The 19150-nt window shown below is 70.8% G+C and carries 14 protein-coding genes; 4 read left to right on the forward strand and 10 right to left on the reverse strand.

Annotated features, from left to right (window positions below; translation table 11 throughout):
* Window positions 1-150: 150 nt before the first annotated feature.
* On the forward strand, window positions 151-672 hold the full coding sequence (locus TU34_RS14345) for a TetR/AcrR family transcriptional regulator (RefSeq protein ID WP_082080301.1): 522 nt from the start codon (window positions 151-153) through the stop codon (window positions 670-672).
* Here TU34_RS14345 and TU34_RS14350 read toward each other — a convergent pair.
* Both TU34_RS14350 and TU34_RS14355 read right to left on the reverse strand, forming a co-directional pair.
* Window positions 662-4141, reverse strand: coding sequence for an ATP-dependent helicase (locus tag TU34_RS14350; RefSeq protein WP_045823568.1), 3480 nt, complete (start codon window positions 4139-4141; stop codon window positions 662-664). The genes TU34_RS14345 and TU34_RS14350 overlap by 11 nt on opposite strands.
* Window positions 4134-7520 carry an ATP-dependent helicase gene (locus TU34_RS14355; RefSeq protein ID WP_045823602.1) on the reverse strand — a complete coding sequence of 1129 codons (3387 nt, stop codon included), beginning with the start codon at window positions 7518-7520 and terminating at the stop codon, window positions 4134-4136. The genes TU34_RS14350 and TU34_RS14355 overlap by 8 nt, the downstream gene beginning before the upstream one ends.
* 173 nt (window positions 7521-7693) lie before the next feature.
* Here TU34_RS14355 and TU34_RS14360 point away from each other — a divergent pair, with 173 nt between their 5' ends.
* Window positions 7694-8485 (forward strand): alpha/beta fold hydrolase, encoded by a 792-nt coding sequence (locus TU34_RS14360; RefSeq protein WP_045823603.1) that lies wholly within the window; start codon window positions 7694-7696, stop codon window positions 8483-8485.
* A 63-nt stretch (window positions 8486-8548) separates the two neighbouring features.
* Here TU34_RS14360 and TU34_RS14365 read toward each other — a convergent pair whose 3' ends face one another.
* From TU34_RS14365 to TU34_RS14385, 5 genes are all read right to left on the reverse strand, one after another.
* Complete coding sequence (locus TU34_RS14365; protein ID WP_045823569.1) at window positions 8549-9268, reverse strand: sirohydrochlorin chelatase; 720 nt, start codon at window positions 9266-9268, stop codon at window positions 8549-8551.
* Window positions 9265-10485 (reverse strand): uroporphyrinogen-III synthase, encoded by a 1221-nt coding sequence (locus tag TU34_RS14370; protein ID WP_275041755.1) that lies wholly within the window; start codon window positions 10483-10485, stop codon window positions 9265-9267. Before TU34_RS14370 ends, TU34_RS14365 begins: the two co-directional genes overlap by 4 nt.
* A complete protein-coding gene (gene nirD, locus TU34_RS14375) occupies window positions 10479-10844 on the reverse strand; it encodes a nitrite reductase small subunit NirD (protein WP_045823570.1) in 366 nt (121 codons plus the stop codon). The genes TU34_RS14370 and nirD overlap by 7 nt, the downstream gene beginning before the upstream one ends.
* A gap of 130 nt (window positions 10845-10974) precedes the next feature.
* A complete protein-coding gene (gene nirB / locus TU34_RS14380; protein ID WP_045823605.1) occupies window positions 10975-13497 on the reverse strand; it encodes a nitrite reductase large subunit NirB in 2523 nt (840 codons plus the stop codon).
* A 51-nt stretch (window positions 13498-13548) separates the two neighbouring features.
* Window positions 13549-14988, reverse strand: coding sequence for a nitrate/nitrite transporter (locus TU34_RS14385; RefSeq protein WP_045823571.1), 1440 nt, complete (start codon window positions 14986-14988; stop codon window positions 13549-13551).
* 284 nt (window positions 14989-15272) lie between these two features.
* On the opposite strand from TU34_RS14385, the gene TU34_RS14390 reads away from it, so the two are divergent.
* On the forward strand, window positions 15273-16106 hold the full coding sequence (locus tag TU34_RS14390) for a glycine-rich protein (protein ID WP_082080294.1): 834 nt from the start codon (window positions 15273-15275) through the stop codon (window positions 16104-16106).
* 33 nt (window positions 16107-16139) lie between these two features.
* Here TU34_RS14390 and TU34_RS14395 read toward each other — a convergent pair whose 3' ends face one another.
* Entirely contained in the window at window positions 16140-16814 is a 675-nt protein-coding gene (locus tag TU34_RS14395; RefSeq protein ID WP_045823572.1) for a response regulator, read from the reverse strand.
* Window positions 16815-16865: 51 nt separating this feature from the next.
* Window positions 16866-18149, reverse strand: coding sequence for a sensor histidine kinase (locus tag TU34_RS14400; protein ID WP_238981318.1), 1284 nt, complete (start codon window positions 18147-18149; stop codon window positions 16866-16868).
* A 145-nt stretch (window positions 18150-18294) separates the two neighbouring features.
* Between TU34_RS14400 and TU34_RS14405 the strand changes: the two genes are divergently transcribed.
* Entirely contained in the window at window positions 18295-18975 is a 681-nt protein-coding gene (locus tag TU34_RS14405; RefSeq protein ID WP_045823573.1) for a DUF4352 domain-containing protein, read from the forward strand.
* 45 nt (window positions 18976-19020) lie between these two features.
* Here TU34_RS14405 and TU34_RS23035 read toward each other — a convergent pair.
* The coding region (locus TU34_RS23035) for an integrase core domain-containing protein (RefSeq protein WP_045823574.1) at window positions 19021-19150 on the reverse strand (130 nt) is incomplete at its 5' end.

A 19150-nucleotide genomic window follows, 5' to 3' on the forward strand; every position in this document is an offset into this window, starting at 1 on the left:
GGGTCTGTAGTTCCATTATCTCGCTCGACGATAACACGACTAAGGGAACTGTGAACCCGTTAAGATCGGGGTGTGACCGACCCAGGAACCGTTCGGCCCGGCGGGCGCACCGCGCAGGTGCGCGAGTCCGTCCTCCGCACGGTCGGCGACATGGTGGCCGACCGCGGCTTCGACGCCCTCGAGCTCCCCGTCGTGGCCGAGCGCGCCGGCGTCGGCAAGACGACCCTCTACCGGCGGTGGGGATCGGCGTCTGCGCTGGTGTCGGATCTCCTGGTGGAGATGGCAGCGTCCTCCCGTCCGCGCGCCGACACCGGATCACTGCGAGGTGACCTCACCGCCAACGCCGCACTGGTCGTCGACACCCTGGGGGATGCCCGACAGGGCCGACTGTTCCGGGCCATGTTCGCCGCCGCCGCCACGGACCCGACCACCGCCGAGGCGCTCGCCGGCTTCTACGCGGTCCGGGTCACCGAGTGGGCACCGTGCGTCGACGACGCGATCCTGCGCGGCGAGGCCCCGGCCGGCACCGACGCCCACGAGGTCATCCGCGCCGTGTCGGCGCCGCTCTACTACCGATTCCTGACGACACCGACGCCGCCGGACGGCGCTGATGCCGACCGCGCCGTCGCTGTCGTCCTCGCCGCGGTGGCGGCCGGCGCCTTCACCGCATGACGTCCCGTCGCCGGTCACCACCGTCGATCATCTGCGCGAGCCGCCGGCGGTCGGGGAGGTCGTCGGGTTCGACGGTGACACCCGAGCGGACGTAGTGGAACGCCGCTCGCACCCGTTCGATCGGAATGCCGCTCAGCTCGGCCCACGCGATGCGGTAGGCGGCGAGCTGGATCTGCACCGATGTCGCCTGTGCCGCATCGGGTTGCGCACCGGTCTTCCAGTCGACGACCACGGCGCCGCCGTCGGGTTCGGCGAACACGGCGTCGATCCGTCCGCGGATCACGGTGTCGCCGATGACCGTCTCGAACGGGACCTCGACCTCGACGGGGTTGCGCGCCGCCCAACCCGAGGCGAGGAACGCGTCGCGCAGGGTCGCGAGATCGGCGTCGGTGTCGGAGGTCTCGTCGGCGGCGCCGGGCAGCTCGTCCATGTCGAGCAGACGTGTAGCTCCGTAGCGGCGCTCCACCCACGCGTGGAACGCGGTGCCGCGACGGGCCAGACGGTTGGGTTTGAAGGGCATCGGTCGCCGCAGCCTGCGGGCGAACGCCGCCTCGTCACGGTCGAGTTCGACGAGATCGCTCACCGAGAGGTGATGCGGGAGCACCACCTCGAGATCGATCGAGTTCGCCGCCGCGCGCTCGGCCAGCAGCGCATCGACCTCGCGGCGCAACACGTCGGCGTCGAACTCGTCGGCGTCGGATCCCGATGTGGACCGATCACAATCGGCCGGCTCGTCACCCCGGGCCGACCCGACCGGTTCGAGGCCGCCGTCGAACAGCGTCGGCTGACCGCGATCGTGCAACGCCTCGAGGACGAGGTCGGCTCCCCTGCGCACCTGCGCACGCCGGTCACCGAGCGGATCGGGCGGCCACGACGCGGTCATCGCATGTGCCGAGAGCGGGTTCTCCGCACCGTCGGCGGGGTCGGGTGCCCACTCGACGAGATGCATCCCGGCCATCGCGCCAGGTCCGGCGGCGAGTTCGGTGACGATCTCTCCGATCTCGGTGAGGAACACCGAGGGGCCCTTCGGTTTGTCGTGCTTGGCCGTCCAGTGGTGACCCGAGATGAGCAGCCGCCGTTGGGTTCTGGTCAGCGCGACGTACAGCAGCCGACGATCCTCTTCGAGTTTGCGGTCGCGCAGGGCCTGTTTGTGGTCGGCGATGACCGTCTCGAGTTCCTTGCGATCGGTGACCGCGGAGGTGTCGAAGCGGGGGAACCCCACGCCGGAGGCATCGGCGAGGTCGCCGCGCAGCGCCGCCGGCAGCTCTCGCGCACTGCCGATCCACGTGCCGTCCGACCGCCCGCCCGGGAAGATGTCGGTGCACAGGTGCGGCACGGCGATCACCTCCCACTCGAGGCCTTTCGCCGCGTGCACGGTGAGGATCTGCACCCGGTCCTCGGCGATCTCGACCGCGCCGGGTTCGAGTCCCTTCTCGATGGCCGCGGCGGATTCGAGGAACGCGAGTAGGCCGGGCAGCGTCGCGGACGACCGTTCGGCGTAGGCCGACACGTGCTCGGCGAAGGCATCGAGATGCTCACGCCCGGTGATGGTCCCGCGCATCCGACGCGCCCGGATCTGGGTCTCGATCCCGACACCGAGCGTCGCCTCGACATCGGCCACGACATCGGGAAGCGACTGCCCGATACGCCGCCGCAGCCCGTCGAGCATGGCGGCGAACTCGACGATCCTGCGGTGGCCCTCCGCGCTGTACTGGGACTTGTCACCCGGATCGGCGATGGCGTCGCCGAGGCCGGCCTGATCGACCGCGTCGGTCGGCAAGGCCGAATCCAACGCGTCGTCGAGCGCGGCGAGATCGGCGACCACGCCGGTGACCGCGGCGAACTCGACCGCGGCGAGGTGTCGGGCACGACGCCACAGCGCCGCGAGGTCGGCGGCCCCCAACCGCCATCGCGCCCCGGTCAGCAATCGCATCGCCGCCGTGCCCGCCATGGGGTCGGCCATCAGCCGCAACATCGCGACGACGTCGGAGATCTCGGGCACGAACAGCAACCCGCCGATGCCGACGACCTCCACCGGGATGCCACGGCTCTCCAACTCCGCGGCCAGAGGGGCCGAGTCCTCGTTGCGGCGCACCAGGATCGCCGTCGTCGGCGGGGACACACCGGCCTCCTCGGCGCGGGTGTACTCGGCAGAGATCTCGTCGGCCAACCACGTGCGCTCGTCGACCACGGTCGGGTGCACCGCCACGTCGACCGCACCGTCGGGGGCGTCGTCGCGGGGCCGCAGCACGCTGACCGGGATACCGACCGCGCGCAGGTCTTCGGAGATCCGATTGGCGAGCTCGAGTGCCGTTCGTGGGTTACGCCAACTCGTCAGCAGCTCCATCTGCTGTGCAGGCGCCCCCGACGAATCCGGGAAGTCGTCGGCGAAACGCGGCAGATTCGCCGCCGACGCACCGCGCCACCCGTAGATCGACTGGATCGGGTCGCCGACCGCGGTGACCGCGATCGACGACGCATGCGTGGCCGTCGGGTCCTGGTCGGGCGAGGTCGTGTCGGGCGGGGCCTGCAACGGCCGTCCGAAGAGGGTGGAGAGCAGCACGCGCTGGGAGTGTCCGGTGTCCTGGTACTCGTCGAGCAGCACCGCGCGCACGGCCCTGCGTTCGGCGCGCGCGACCTCGGGATGATCGCGAACCAATCTGGCGGCCAACGACATCTGACTGCCGAAGTCGAGGACGTTCTGTTCACGCATGGTCGCCGCCAGGCGTTCGACGAGCGGGACGAAGCGGTGTCGTTCCAGGATCACCTCCTGGATCGCGCGCAGCTCCTTCGACGGATCGGCGCGTTGGCGCGGACCCGGCGGCAGCGTGTCGATGAGTTGGTGGAGATCCATGCCGAAGCCGTCGATGTCGCCCGGATCGACGAGATGCTCGGCGGCATCGGAGTAGAGCTTGAGCACCGATTCGGTGACCCCCAGCGGCGTCTTGGGGGTCTCGAGGTCGTCGGACCAGCCGGTCACGACCCCGAACGCGAGCTGCCACAGTTCGGTCTCCGACAGCAGCGTCGCGGCCGGCTCGACCGGCAGCAGCAGTCCGTAGTCGGCGATGAGGCGACCGGCGTAGGCGTGATAGGTGCTGACCTCGGGGTCGGCGCTGCGCAGCAGCGTGCGCATGGAACCGTCGGGGTCCCACCCGATCATCGCCGACGACGCGGCGAGCATCGCGAGACGGCGACGGATCCGCGCCGCGAGTTCGGCGGCCGCCTTGCGGGTGAAGGTGAGCCCGATGATCTCGTCGGGGCTCACCATGCGGTTGGCCACCAGCCACACCACCCGCGCGGCCATGGTCTCGGTCTTGCCCGCCCCCGCGCCGGCCACCACCAGCAGCGGTTCCATCGGAGCCTCGATGACCGCCACCTGCTCGTCGGTCGGAGCGGGCAACCCCAGTGCCGCCGAGAGCGACCGGGCCGAGATGCGTGGGGAGATCGGTGACACCGTCGCGTCAGTCATCGGTCACGGCCTTGCCCGCGATCGACGCCGGGCACGACGCGGTGAGCGGGCACCGCACGCAACCGCTGTTGACCGTCGCGACGAAACGCGGCCCGACGCTCGCCCGCGCCGCCGACCGGACGAGTCCGATCCACTCCTGGATCTGGTCGCCGGTGAGCGGCGGCTGGACCCGTTCGGTGGCACCGGTTTTCGTCGACGCGCTGTTGACGTAGACCAGTCGACCGCCGCCGGGATCGGCCGGTCCGATCTCCGGGGCGCCCCCGAGATGCAGGGCGAGCTGATACGCGGCGAGCTGCGGATGGACCTGCGCGTCGTCGCGGCTGACGATGGTCTTGCCCGTCTTGACGTCGACGACCACCGGTCGTCCCTGCCCGTCGCGTTCGAGCCGGTCGATACGGCCCCGCAGTCGTACCGCGGGTTCGTCGCCGGTGTCGTCGGCGGGGACGACCGCGTCGACATCGACCTCGACCGCGACCTCCTCGAGCTCGTCGCGTGAGCGGGCGAGCCAGTCGGCGAAGTGGGTCAACATGCCTTCGACGCGATCGAGTTCGTGTGCCGAGAACCAGTGCGCGCCCACGTCGACCTGGTCCCACACGCGGTGCAGGGCCTCGGTGACGTGCGTCGGATCGATCTGCCCGGCGAGCGCCTGGACGAGGGTGTGCACCAGCGTCCCGGCCACCGCCGGCGCCGAATCGCCGTCGCGGCCTCCGTTGCGTTCGAGCATCCAGCGCAGCGAACACCGTTGCAGCGCCTCGATCGACGACGGCGACAGGGTCACCGGTCCTCGCTCGGGGTCCCACAGCCCGATGTCGCTGCTCGCCTCGGGCAACCCGAACCACTCGACCGGATGAGCTCCGGGGACACCGGCGTCGGCCAGCCGGGCGAGGAGATCTGCGGCGTGCGCCTTCTGGTCGGTGTTCTCGGCGCCGGGCGTCTCGGGTGCGCACACCTGGGCGCGCAGGGTGGCCACCAACGACGGCAGCGACAGGACGCGCCGGACCGCGGGTGCGACCTCGAGCAGTCCGTCGGCGGACACAGCGGTGTCGGGGTCGAGACCGTCTGCACCGGCGGCCATCTCGATGACGAAGCGGGACGGGGAGGAGTCGCCGCTCCCGTCGTCGACCGCCGACACCATCAGTCGCCGACGGGCCCGGGAACACGCCACGAGGAAGAGGCGGCGCTCCTCGGCGAGGGCCGACGCCGTCCGGGAGACGGTGTCGATCGCCTCGGTCGCGACACCGTCGAGCAGGTCGACGAGCTGCGGGGTGGCGAGGATGCTGCCACGGCTGCGCAGACTGGGCCACAGTCCGTCGAGGACCCCGGCCACCGCGACGACGTCCCACTCCCGGCCCGCCGCGGCGTGCGCCGAGACGATGGTGACGGCCTCGGCGACCACCGCACGACGCGACTGCTCGCCGGGGATCTGCAGCTTCGCGACGTGATCGACGAAGGCACCGACGGTCGCGGCCGGCAAGTTGTCGGTGAAGCTCGCCGCGACGTCGAACAGCGCGACGACCGCGTCGAGGTCACGGTCGGCCTGATCGGCGGCGGGGCCGCCCCGCAGGGCCGTCGCCGCCCAGCGTCGGGCGGCGCCGGTCGACTGCCACGCCGCCCACAACACGTCCTCGACGCCACCGCCGCGTGCACGTTCGGTGCGCGCCGCCGCCAGCGCCTCGAGCACGCGCGTGAGCGGCGCGCGCTCGGTGGTGGTCAGCGCATCGGTGTGCGCGGCGGTCTCGGACAGGGGCCGCGACACGAGGTCGACGACGATGTCGAGCGAATCGCGTTGTGCCGCCGGATCATCCGATGCCCCCTCGGTGACGCCGGTCGCGTCGGTGATCGCGGCGTCCACCCGTCGCAGACCGCGGCGGAGCCGACGCAGCGCGGTCGGGTCGGCCCCGCCGACGGGCCCCGACAACAGCATCAACGCATCGTCGGCGGTGAGGATGTCGTCGACACCGCGCATCACCGTCAGCAGCGCCGCGACCGCTCGCTGCCTGTGCAGCGGGATCTCGTTCGCCGGCGTCGCGACGGGCACACCCGCCGACCGCAGGGCGCGGCGCAACGGTGCGATCGCCCGCGGGACCGATCGGACGATGACGGCCATGTCCGACCACGCGACACCGTCGAAGAGGTGGGCTCGGCGCAGGGTGTCGGCGATCGCGGTCGCCTCCTTCGCCGCCGACGAGTACGCGGTGACGCTCACCGCGCCGGCGCTGTCGCCGGCCCCGACCGTCGGCCGCGGCGACCGTGTGCGCGGCAGTCGTGCGGCGATGTCGGCTGCGGCCGTGGCGATCTCGTCGACACTGCGGTGGTTGACCCGCAGCACGATGTCGCGGCGGTCGTCGCCGACGGGCACCAATTCGTCGAGGAAACGTGGACTGGCGCCGCGGAACCCGAAGACGGACTGGTCACCGTCACCCGCGACGACGGTCTCGACCGTGCCGGTGCCGACGAGCCGGACGAGCGCCGCGGCGTGCGGGTCGAGGTGTTGGGCGTCGTCGACCAGGAGGTGGCGGATCCGGGCCCGTTCGCGTTCGAGGAGCACGTCGTCGGTCGAGAGTGCGGTGAGTGCCGATCCGATGAGTTCGGCGGCGTCGACCGCGGGTGCCGACGCCTGGGGTGCCTCGACGCCGACCGCACCGCGCAGCAGCGTCGTCTGCTCGTACTGCCGGTACGCGATGCCGGCCGACACCCACTCGTCGCGACCGTGTTCCCGTCCGAGTGCGATGAGCTGTTCGGGCCCGACCCCGCGTTCGGCCGCGCGCATCATGAGGTCGCGTAGCGCCTGCGCGAAGCCGTCGGTGCCCAGGGCCGGGCGCAGTCGCGCGGGCCAGTTCCGGGCGCCGTCGGCGATGTCGCCGGCCAGCAGTTCGCGGAGCACGGCGTCCTGTTCGGACCCGGTGATCAGGCGCGGCGGCGGGTTGCCCTGTGCTGAGGCCTGCAACCGCAGGACGGCGAACGCGTACGAGTGCACGGTGCGCACCAACGGTTCCCGCGTGGATCGCCGCAGCCCGCTGCCGTCGGTGTCGGATGCGCGCAGCACCCGCCCGCTGATCTCCTCGCGCAGACGCGCCGCGGCGCGGCGGTCCGAGGCGATGACGAGAACCGACTCGGGATCGACGCCGGGGTCGGTGAGACGGGCGACGGCGATGTCGACCAGCAACGACGACTTCCCCGTGCCCGGGCCACCGGTGACCCGTACCGGCTGCCAGGCGTCGCCGCGGTCGGTACCGGCGTGATGCTCGGAGCGGGGTCCGGCCACCAGTGCGGCTGCGGCGGGTTCCCATTCGTGGACGACCGTCGGCGTCGGCGGTGCGGCGACGAGCGACGCACGGACCTCGGTCCGCTGTCGAGCCCGCGTCGCCTGCTCGGCCATGCCGCTCGCCTCCCCTGGTTCGTCGCCACCCATGCGTGTGTCGGGTCGATCAGATCATCCGACCCCGACAGCGCCCGGCGCGACCCGACCGTGAGAACGGGCGCGCGCAGACGGGGCGCGGCGAACGGGGCGCGGGCGAACAGGGACTGAACATCTCGGGCAAGATCGCGGGTATGAGCGAGATGGCGGTCACGATCTTCGGTCCGGCCGACGGGGACACCGTTCTGGCCGTGCACGGCATCACCGGACACGGTCGGCGGTGGCGCGACCTGGCGACCGGACATCTCCCCGAACTGCGGATCGTGGCGCCCGGCCTCCTGGGGCACGGGCACGCGTCGTGGGCGGCGCCGTGGACCATCGAACGACAGGTGGGCGCGCTGATCGAGGTACTCGACGACGAGACCGGCGGACCGGTCGTCGTCGTCGGACACTCCTTCGGCGGAGCACTCGCGGTCCACCTCGCCCGGACCGCACCCGAACGGGTGCGGGGACTCGTGCTCCTCGATCCCGCGATCGGTCTCGACGGCGAACGCATGTCGGAGGTCGCCGCGGCGAGTCTCGACAGCTGGTACCTGCGCGACGCCCAGGACGCGTGGGACCGCAAGCGCGCCGAGGCCTGGTGGGAGGTCCCCGACGCCCTGTTGACCACGGAGATCGCCGAGCACCTCACCACCGACGGCCAGGGCCGTGTCACCTGGCGGGTGCATCCCTCGGCGGTGGCGGCGACGTGGAGCGAACTGGCGCGGCCGTTCGTGGTGCCGGCGGTCGCCGTTCCCACTCATCTGGTGATCGCCGACCGCGTGCAACCGCCGTATGTCCGGCCCGAATTCCTCGACGCGATGCACGTCGCGCTGGGCGACGACCTCACCGTGACCCATGAGGACTGCGACCACATGGTCCCGCTGTCGCGCCCGGAACTCACCGCACGACTCGTCCGCGACATCGTCGCCCGCACCGCATCCTGACCCGATCCGTCGATCGTGCACGTGCTCCAGTCGGCGTCGTCACCTGCCCAGTCGACGCGGGGTTCAGTGCACGGCTGCGGGGAGGGCCGCCGCGACGAGGCGGGCCACCACCAGGTCGGCGATCGCGGGATCGGCGCCGAGGGGTTCGGCCACCCCGTCGGCGCCGTAGCCGGCGAGCCGGGTGTGGAACAGGCCGGGCGCCAACAGATACGACGCGATGACCACCCGCCGCGCACCGCGACCCCGTGCGGCGGCGACCGCCTCGGGCACCGAGGGCGACGCGGTCGTGACGTACCCGACGTCGACGCGACCACCGGTGAGGTCGGCGAGCATGTCTGCCGCGCGTCGCACGTCGGCACAGGCGTCGGGGTCCGACGATCCCGCGGCCGCGAGCACGACGGCGTCGCGGGGTCGCCACCCCGCTTCGCGCAACCGGGCGAGCAGCACGCCGGCGATCACGGGATCGGGACCCAGAGCCGGTGCGACGGCGACGTTCTCCCGTCCCACGTCACGAATGTGTTCGGGGAGGTCGACGCGCACGTGGTACCCCGACGCGAGGAACGCCGGGACCACGACCGCGGGCCCGTCGAGATCACGCAGGACGTCGGTGGGGCTCGGTCCGAGGACGTCGACGAACGCGACGCGGGTGGGGCCGATGCGCTGCGCCACCAGGTCGGCGATGGCCGCCACGGTGGCCACACCCACCGGCGACCGCGTGCCGTGGGCGACGACGATCGGCGTCACACCGGCCGGCAGATGTTGTGGGAGAACGGGATCGGTCACCGGACGTCCTCGTCCTCGAGATCGACCGACAGCCGATAGCCGCGCTTGACCACCGTCTGCACCATCTTCGGGTCACCGAGCGCGGTGCGCAGTCGGGCCATCGCGGTCTCGACGGCATGGGTGTCGTCACCCCCACCGGGCAGTTCGGCCAGCAGCGCCTGCCGTGACACCACCCGACCGGGCGTGCGCGACAACCCCTTCAGCAGTGCGAGTCCGGCGGCGGTCAGGGTGCGGACCTCGCCGTCGACGACGACGCTGCGGCTCAGGATGGTGACGTCGTGGCCCGCGACGCGTAGCACCGTCGCGCGGCGCGGGAGCTCGTCGGCGATCAGACGGGCGAGGGCGCCGAGACGGAAGCGGTTGGGCTGCACCGTCGGGACCTGCAGGGCGTGCAGCGGTCCCGCGGTGACCGCACCCACGCACATCGGCACCACGGACGTGCGCAGGGCGTGCAGCAGCGGTTCGAGGAGCCCGGTGTCGTGGGCACGTCCCAGCATCGAGGCGACCGCAGGCGCGCTGGTGAAGGTGATGGCGTCGATGCCGCAGCCGATGGCGGCGGCGATCATCTGGTCCATGGGCCCGGTGTCGGCGGGCGGGGTCCAGCGGTAGACGGGGATCGGCACCACGACGGCGCCGGCCTCGCGCAACACCTCGCAGAGGTCGGGCAGCGGCTCCCATTCGGTGGTGGCGCCGTGCAGCTGCACGCCGATCCGCTTGCCCTCCACGTCGCCGGCGAGCAGGTGATCGAGCACCTCGCTCGACGACTCGTTCGGCGGCGACCACTCCTCACGTAACCCGGCGGCGCGGATCGACCCCTTGGCCTTCGGGCCGCGCGCCAGCACGGTGGATCTCGTCAGCGACTCGACGAGGTCCTCGGCGATGCCCCAGCCGTCGGCGGCCTCCATCCATCCGCGGAAGCCGATACCGGTGGTCGCGATCACGACGTCGGGCGGGTCGGCGACGATCTCGGCGGTGACGCGTTGCAGTTCGGCGTCGTCGGCGAGCGGGATGATGCGGATCGCCGGCGCGTGCATCACCTCGGCGCCCCGACGTACGAGCAGAGCCTCGAACTCGTCGGCACGACGCGCCGCGGTGATCCCGATGGTGAACCCGGCCAGTGGACGCTCGGCGACGGTAGTCGCCGACGCGGCCGGAGTCGAGGGGCCCGGTGTCGACGGGTCGGGGTCTGCGGTCACGTCGGGGCCGGAGGTCAACACGAACACACGTCGACGACGCCGTCGACCACGCGGACCGCGTGGGTGCCGAGCCCGACACCCTCGTCGTCCAGGCACAGACCTGTGCGCAGTGAGAACACCTGCTTGAGCAGCGGGCTGGCGATGGTGGGCTCACCGGCACGATCACCGACGAGACCCCGGCTCATGACCGCGGCGCGTCCGTACGGGTCGATGTTGCCCACGGCGTACAGCTCGTCGTCGTGCATGCGGAACAGGGCCACCTGCGTGGCATCGGGCAGCAGCACCGCCACGCCTCGGCCGGGGACGAGGTCGGTCAGCGCGCACGCACGAGTCCAGGTGTGGGTGGCGGTGTCGGGGCTCTGATGGTCGATGACGGTCATGGGGACGCTCCTGCTCGACTGTCGGATGGCCGGTTACCAGTGTGGTCAGGTCATGTGAATGTCGTGTTTCGGCGGTGTCGGTCGCCGGTAAACCCGCAGCTCACGGGGATGCGAGGGTGCTGATCACCACTCAGCTCCGCGCCGGCAGGGTCGGCGAACCGAGCAGCACCGGCACCTTGCGACCGGTCGAGGAGTCGAAATCGATGGTCGGATCGGCCTCGGCGGGCGCGTTGACGAACGACACGAACCGCTTGAGTTTCTCGGAGTCGGAGAGCACTGCCGACCACTCGTCGCGGTAGCCGCTGACGTGTGCCTCCATCGCGGCCTCGAGCTGCTCGCAGATGCCGAGGCTGTCCTCGACCACCACCTCACGGAGGTGGTCGAGACCGCCGTCGAGCGACTCGAGCCACGGTGCGGTGCGCTGCAGTCGGTCGGCGGTGCGGATGTAGAACATGAGGTAGCGGTCGATGTAGGCGACCAACGTGGCGTCGTCGAGCCCGGACGCCAGCAACTGCGCGTGCACCGGACTCTGTCCCCCGTTGCCGGCGACGTAGAGGTTCCAGCCCGACTCGGTGGCGATCACTCCGACATCCTTGCCGCGGGCCTCCGCGCACTCGCGGGCACAACCCGACACCCCGAACTTGATCTTGTGCGGCGATCGGAGCCCGCGGTAGCGCTTCTCGAGATCGACGGCCATGCCCACCGAGTCCTGGACCCCGTACCGGCACCACGTGCTGCCGACACAGCTCTTCACCGTGCGCAGGCTCTTGCCGTAGGCCTGTCCCGACTCCATCCCGGCCTCGACGAGGCGACGCCAGATCTCGGGCAGCTGCTCCACACGTGCACCGAACATGTCGATGCGCTGGCCCCCGGTGATCTTGGTGTAGAGCCCGAAGTCCTTGGCCACCTGCCCGATCACGATCAACTGGTCGGCGGTCACCTCGCCGCCGGGCATGCGCGGCACCACCGAGTACGAGCCGTTGCGCTGCAGGTTGGCCAGGAAGTGGTCGTTGGTGTCCTGCAGGGCGGCCTGCTCGCCGTCGAGGATGTGGTCGCTGGAGGTCGACGCGAGGATCGACGCCACGGTGGGTTTGCAGATGTCGCATCCGGTCCCGGTGCCGTACTGCGCGATGAGCCCGGAGAACGTGCGGATACCGGTCGCGGAGACGATCTCGAACAGTTCCGAGCGGGACTGGACGAAGTGCTCGCACAGCGACTTGCTCAGCACCACACCGGATTCGGCGAGGAGCTTCTTGATGCTCGGCAGACACCCGCCGCAGGTGGTGCCCGCGCAGGTCTGCGCCTTCACGGCGGGGACGTCGCAGGCACCGTCGGCGATCGCCGAGCAGATCGCGCCCTTCGACACCGCGTTGCACGAACAAATCTCGGCGGCGTCGGGCAACGCGCCGAGACCGATCGCGGGTCCACCCGAGGGGGCGATGAGATCGGACGGGTCGCCCGGGATCGCCGAACCCACCATCGGTTTGAGCATCGCGTAGGCGTCGGCGTCACCGACGAGGATGCCGCCGAGAAGGGTGCGGGCGTCGTCGGAGACCACGACCTTGGCGTAGGTGCCGGCGACAGGATCACTGAACACCACCTCGAGTGCCCCCTCGGTGGCGGCCATCGCGTCACCGAAACTGGCCACGTCGACGCCGAGCAACTTCAACTTGGTGGACATGTCGGCACCGCCGAAGGTCGTCGATCCCCCGAGCAGTTGATCGACGACGACCTCGGCGGTGCTGTATCCCGGCGCCACGAGCCCGTAGCAGCGCCCCTCGATTGCGGCGACCTCGCCGATCGCGAAGATCTCCGGATCCTCGGTGCGGCAACCACTGTCGACCAGCACCCCGCCGCGCTCGGCGACGGGGAGTCCGATCTCGCGGGCGATCTCGTCGCGCGGACGGACGCCGGCGGAGAACACGACGAGAGCGGCGTCGATGTGCGAGTCGTCGCTGAGCGTGACACGCAGCGCCTCGGCGTCGGGTGCGTCGGTGCGTTCGGCGATCGAGGTGGTCGCGACGCCGGTGTGCACGGTGAGACCGAGGTCGGTGACGAGGCTCGCGAGCAGGGCTCCACCGCCGTCGTCGACCTGCAGCGGCATCAGCCGCGGCGCGAACTCGACGACATGTGGGGTGAGTCCCATGAGCTTCAGGGCGTTGGCGGCCTCGAGGCCCAGCAGCCCACCGCCGACGACGACGCCGACGGCTCCGGCACCCGCGCGGTCGGCGGTGGTCCGGATGGCGTCGAGGTCCGACAGGGTCCGATAGACGAAGCAGCGGTCGCCGTCGTGTCCGTCGACCGGCGGGACGAACGGGTACGACCCGGTGGCCAGCACCACCGCGTCGTAGGCGACCCGGGCGCCGTCGGTGGCGGCGACGACGTGCGCGTCCCGGTCGATCGAGGCGGCACCCACACCGAGTCGCAGGTCGACGTGGGTGTCGCCGGCGTAGTCGTTGCCGGCCAGCGCCAGTGACGATCGATCCCAGGCGCCGACGTAGGACGACAACCCGACCCGGTCGTAGGCGGCGTCGTGTTCCTCGCCGAGGACGACGATGTGCCACTGGTCGGTGACGTCACGCTCGCGCAGGCCCTGGACGAATCGGTGCCCGACCATGCCGTGTCCGATGACGACGACGGTTTTGCTGCTCATCTTCGCGTTCTCCTCACGCACTGCTGTTCGACGGCCCGGCAACACCCGGGGTCAGGCGACGACCGTCGTACCCGAGGGCGCCTCGTCGGTCTCGTCCGCCGAATCGGATTCCGCGGCAAGGGCGTTGGTCGCCTTCTCGTTGCGGGCGTAGAACCACCATGTGACGACGCCGGCCACGACGTAGAAGGCGAGGAAGATCCAGAACGCGGTGGTGGCGGACTTGTTCTGCTTGTAGCTCTCGCGCAGCACCAGGTTGATGGCGACGCCGCCGAGCCCGCCGAACGCACCGGCGATGCCGATGAGGGCGCCCGACATCGACCGCGACCAGGTGATCTTGCCCAGCGCGTTGAGTCCCTTGTTGGCCTTGGCCTTCGCCTCGAACACGGCCGGGATGATCTTGTAGACCGAGCCGTTGGCGACACCCGAGATCAGGAACAGCAGGATGAAGCCGACGATGAACCCGGTGAGCTGTGCGCCGCCGATCTTGTGGTTGTTCGCATCGGCCGACATGCCGGCGACCACGAGGATCGACGAGGCCGCCACCATGGCCGCGAAACAGTACATCGTGACGCGACCGCCACCGACCTTGTCGGCGAGCTTGCCGCCGATCGGACGGGCCAGCGAGCCGAGAAGCGGACCGAGCCAGGCGATCTGAGCAGCGGCGAGTGCCGGCTTGGCCTCTCCCGACGCCGTGAAGCTGATGTTGAGGACCTGGCTGAAGGCGAACCCGAAGCCGATGAACGAACCGAAGGTGCCGATGTAGAGGAGCGAGATCAGCCAGGTGTCGCGGTACTTGAGGCAGTCGATCATCGCCTTGCCGCTGGAGGTCTGGTGGTCGAGGTTGTCCATGTAGATCGCCGCGCCGACGCCGGCCAGGGCCAGCAACACGAGGTAGATCGCACACACGATCTCGGGGCGGTCGGAGGCGACGGAGATGACGGCGAGTCCGACGAGCTGCACGGCGGGGACGCCGATGTTGCCGCCACCGGCGTTGAGTCCGAGTGCCCAGCCCTTGAGCCGCTGCGGGAAGAAGGCGTTGATGTTGGTCATCGACGACGCGAAGTTGCCGCCACCGAGACCGGTGAGCGCCGCGACCGTGAGGAACCAGCCGAATCCGAAGTCACCCGGGTTGAGCATCAGCATCATGGTGAGTCCGGTGGGTATCAACAGCACGACGGCACTGAAGATGGCCCAGTTGCGACCGCCGAAGCGGGCCGTGGCCTGCGTGTACGGGATGCGCAGGCACGCGCCGAAGAAGGTGGCCGTGGCGGCGATGACGAACTTCTGGTCGAGCGAGATGCCGTACGCCGGTCCCATGAACAGGGCCAGCACCGAGAACAGCGACCACACCGAGAAGCCGACGTGCTCGCAGATCACCGACCAGACGAGGTTGCGGTTGGCGATCTTCGCGTTGCCGTTGTCCCAGGCCTCGCGGTCCTCGGGATCCCAATCGGTGATGTGGTGCGAACGTTGACGGGCCGGTGCGGTCACGACGGGGGTCCTCCCTACGGATTCCGACGGGGTGTCGGCTGTTGGTCGGAACAGTAGGAAGCCGGTGTTGCCGGGACTTGTCAGCGCGTGACCCGGCGATCACAGTGTGCTCACGTCCGTGCGGGAGGCCGTGTGAGACGGGTCGGCGGCGGGCCCGGCCGGGCGAGAACGCAGGTCGCGGATAGTTCGGCGCGGGCAAACGAGCGGAAATGCCGGGCGCGCTCGTGCGACATCGTAGAGTCACCGCGAGAGGCTTTGCCGGCACGCGAGGGAGAAACACGTAGATGTTCAGTCGTAGGCGGTTGTCGATGATCGCGGCCGGGATGGCGGCCCTGGCGGCCACGATCGTGACCGCGCCCAGCGCGTCGGCGGCCCCGCTGCCCCGCAACTGCACCCAGGCCCTGTTCCAGTCGACCGTGCTGTGCACCTGGAGCTACACCGGCGCCCAGCAGGTCTTCGTGGTGCCGCGCGGGCTGCGCACCGTCCTGGTGACGGCGGTCGGGGCCGGCGGCGCCGACACCCGGGCATCGGGCAACTACAAGACCCGCGCGCTGCAGATCAGCGCCTATGCGCCCGTGGTCGGCGGCCAGCGTCTCTACATCTACGTCGGCGGCAACGGGCAGCACAACGCGCCCGGCAGTCGCTTCGGCGCCGGCGGATACAACGGCGGCGGCCGCGGCATCCCCAACGGCGGCGGTGGCGCCAGCGACGTCCGCACGGTCGGCGGTCCCGCCCTGTCCCCCGCGGGGCTGAACTCGCGACTGGTCGTGGCGGCCGGAGCCGGTGGTTCGTCGACGACCCGCGGTGGCGACGGCGGTCGACCGGGAGAGAGCACCGGGCTCATCGCCGGTGGCGGCGCGGGCAGTTCCGCCCGCGGCGGCACCCCCAGCGGTGACGCCTCGCCCGGTGGACTCGGGGTCGGTGGCAGCGCCTCGGCGTCGACATCCGGTGGCGGCGGTGGCGGCGGTTACTTCGGTGGCGCAGGCGGTTTCCGCGCCGGCGGCGGCGGTGGCGGCTCGGCGTTCCCGAGTGACGTCCCGCCCACGATCACACCGGGTGGCGCACGCGTCACCATCCGCTACAACGGACCATGCAACGTCTTCTGCCTGGGTAGTTGATCCTCGCCCGGGGCGCGACGTCCCGACCGGGGCTCACGCCACGAGTCCGCCGCGGAGGGCCTCCATCGCCGCCTCGACCCTCGTGGTGACGCGCAGCTTCGTGTAGATGTGCGAGACATGGGTTTTCACCGTGGTCTCGCTCAGATAGAGATCGCCGGCGATGACGGCGTTCGTGGCGCCCGAGGCCAGCGCCCGGAGGATCTCCGACTCGCGAGCCGACAACGTCGTGATCGCCCGCACCGCATCCGCCCACGCGTCCGGCGTCGTCGGGGCGACCGACGTGCCGTCGGTGGCCGCCACGATCTCGCGGAGCGACTGCTCGCTGAACAGCGTCGTTCCCGCTGCGACGGCCCGGACGGCCATCCCGAACGACTGCGGTGGCTCGTCCTTGCGGATGAAGCTGTGCGCGCCCGCACGGATCGCCTCGAGGACCAGGTCGTCGACGTCGAGAGCGGTCATGGCCACCACCCGGGGTGGATCGGGCTGCAACATCAGCGCGGTGATGGCCTCGACACCGCCGACTCGGCGCATCTTGAGGTCCATGAGTACGACGCGCGGCCGGTGTAGCGCGACCTTCGACGGCACCTGATCACCGTCGTCGGCCTCGGCGACGACGCGGATGTCCCCCGCCGCGGTGAGGATGTCGAAGAGTCCGCGGCGGACGAAGGGGTCGTCGTCGACGACGAGGACGTCGATGGGTGTGGTCATGATGAGGAGATCGTAGGCATCGACCCCGACACACTCCTGCGAGGCGAGGCTTCAGGAGTACCAGGGCACCCAGGCGTGCACGACGAACTCGTCGCCGATGTGCTGCGCGCCGAATGTGCCACCGGCACCGCTGACCATCTCGTCGATCCCCTGCAGTCCGGTCCCCGTCCCTCTCGGCGTGGGGGCCGCCGCGGTCCGGCGGGTGCGGATCTCGACACGCAGCCCGCGGTCGGGCGTCCCGTGGACCGACAGGTGGACAGGTGACCCGAAGGCGTGCCGTGACGCGTTGGTGAGCGCTTCGCGCACCACCCGGTAGGCGACGTGTCCCGCCAGCGGGCCCAACGGTTCCGGGGGCACGTCGACGAGCATGGTCACGTGGGCCCCGGCCGATCGGGCCGCCGACACGAGGTCGGTGACGCCGTCGAGATCCTGTGCGCCCGAACCCACGTCGGCCACGGTGCCACCGCGGAGCACGCCGATGATCCGTTTGAGCTCGTCGAGGCCGTCGTGAGCGGTCTTCTGGATCAGCGACGCGGTGTTCGCGACCCGTTCCGGACCCTCGGCGCTGTTGACCTGCAGTCCCCCCGCGGTCAGCGAGATCCGGCTGAGCGTCGCGGCCAACGTGTCGTGCATGTCGCGGGCGATGCGGGCGCGGTCGGCGGCCACCGCCATCTCGGCACGCATCACCTCCGATTCACGCGTGCGGTCATCGAGAGCTGTTGCGACCACGGTCAACTGACTGCTGGTCCGGCGCAGCAGCGACACCACGACCACCAGGGCCACCAACGCCGCCGCGACGAGCGGGGCCACCCACACGGGGAGATTCCACTCCGGCACCGGCTCGCCCTCGGGGACCCGCACCCCGACGGTGAGCGCCGAGTAGTCACGACGGCGGAACGCATCGTAGATCAACGACACCGTGCAAGCCGCCCACACGACAACGGTTGCGGCGACGACCCGCCGGTCGCGGATCCGGGTGACGACCGCGAAGAGGGCGACGAGCGCCGCGGTGGCGTCGGTGGGGAAGAACAACGGCCCGGCGACGGCGACCGTGAGGACGAGCATCGGGTGTTCGTGCCGCCGCACGAGTGCCGCCGCCGCGACGACGTTGAGGATCAGGCCGCAGAAGATCAACCCGTCGGGGGTGCCGGCGCCGGCCGCGAGGCCCACGGTCATGAGGGTCGCGAACAGGCTGACGGTGACCAGCGCGACGGTCGTGAGACGGCGTCGCAGATGACCGGGCGACCCGTCCGGCGCCGGCAGCAGCCACGGCGGCAGCTGCGGTGGCGTGACCGGGATCGTGGGCATCATGGCGCCGACGGTACGGGCGGCCACCGACAGGACACCATCGGGCGATCGGGCCTCCCGGTGACCATCGATCCGACCGATGGGGTGAGCGTGACCGACCGGTCGGAGGATGCGCCGGGCCGGATGGACAGGCTGGAGTGATCGGGTACACCGACAACCGAAAGGCCCTCCCATGAGCCAGAACCCGCCCGATCAGCCCCAGTTCGATTCCTCGCGGACCTCCCCCTACGGATCGCCCTACCCGCCGCCGGCACCGAAGAAGAACGTGTTCGCGCGGCACAAGGTACTCACCGGCCTCGGCGTGCTCGTGCTGGCTGTCGTCGTGATCTCGGTCGCGTCGGGCGGGGGCGGGTCGTCGGACTCCTCGGACACCGCCGGGAGCACGACCACGGCTACCGCTACGGGGTCCGCACCCGGGGGATCGACCGCGGCAGAACGGCCGTCGGCCGCGGCCCCTCGGCCCGGGATCGGTGCCCCCGCGCGTGACGGCAAGTTCGAATTCATCGTGCGCGGGGTCCGCGACGGCGGGACGACGATCGGTCCCGACTTCATGGCCGAGCGCGCGCAGGGCCGTTTCGTGTTGGTCGACCTGACCGTCCGCAACATCGGCAACCGGGCGCAGAGCCTCGACGTCTCGTCACAGAAGGTGCTCTCGACGCAGGGGACGCAGTTCTCCCCCAACACGACGGCCACGATCTCCGTCGATGACGCCGCGGTGTTCTACGAGCAGATCAACCCGGGCAACGCCCTGCAGCTCACGATCGCCTACGACCTGCCCGTCGGCGTCGACCCGGCCGAGATCGAGTTGCACGATTCGATCTTCTCCGGCGGGGTCACGGTCGCCCTGCGCTGATCCGCGGCTCGGCAACCGCGGGACACGCCCTGCGTCCGGTGGGGACTAGATGTACTGACCCGACAGGTTGGTCAAACGGGTGATGGGTGGCTTGTTGCTGCAGGCGGTGTGGGGTCGGTGGTGATTGTATTCGTGGATCCATCCGCTCAGAGCGGCGCGCCGTTCGGCTTCGGAG

Origin of the sequence: Williamsia herbipolensis, from assembly GCF_000964005.1 — a bacterium.
GTDB lineage: Bacteria > Actinomycetota > Actinomycetes > Mycobacteriales > Mycobacteriaceae > Williamsia_A > Williamsia_A herbipolensis.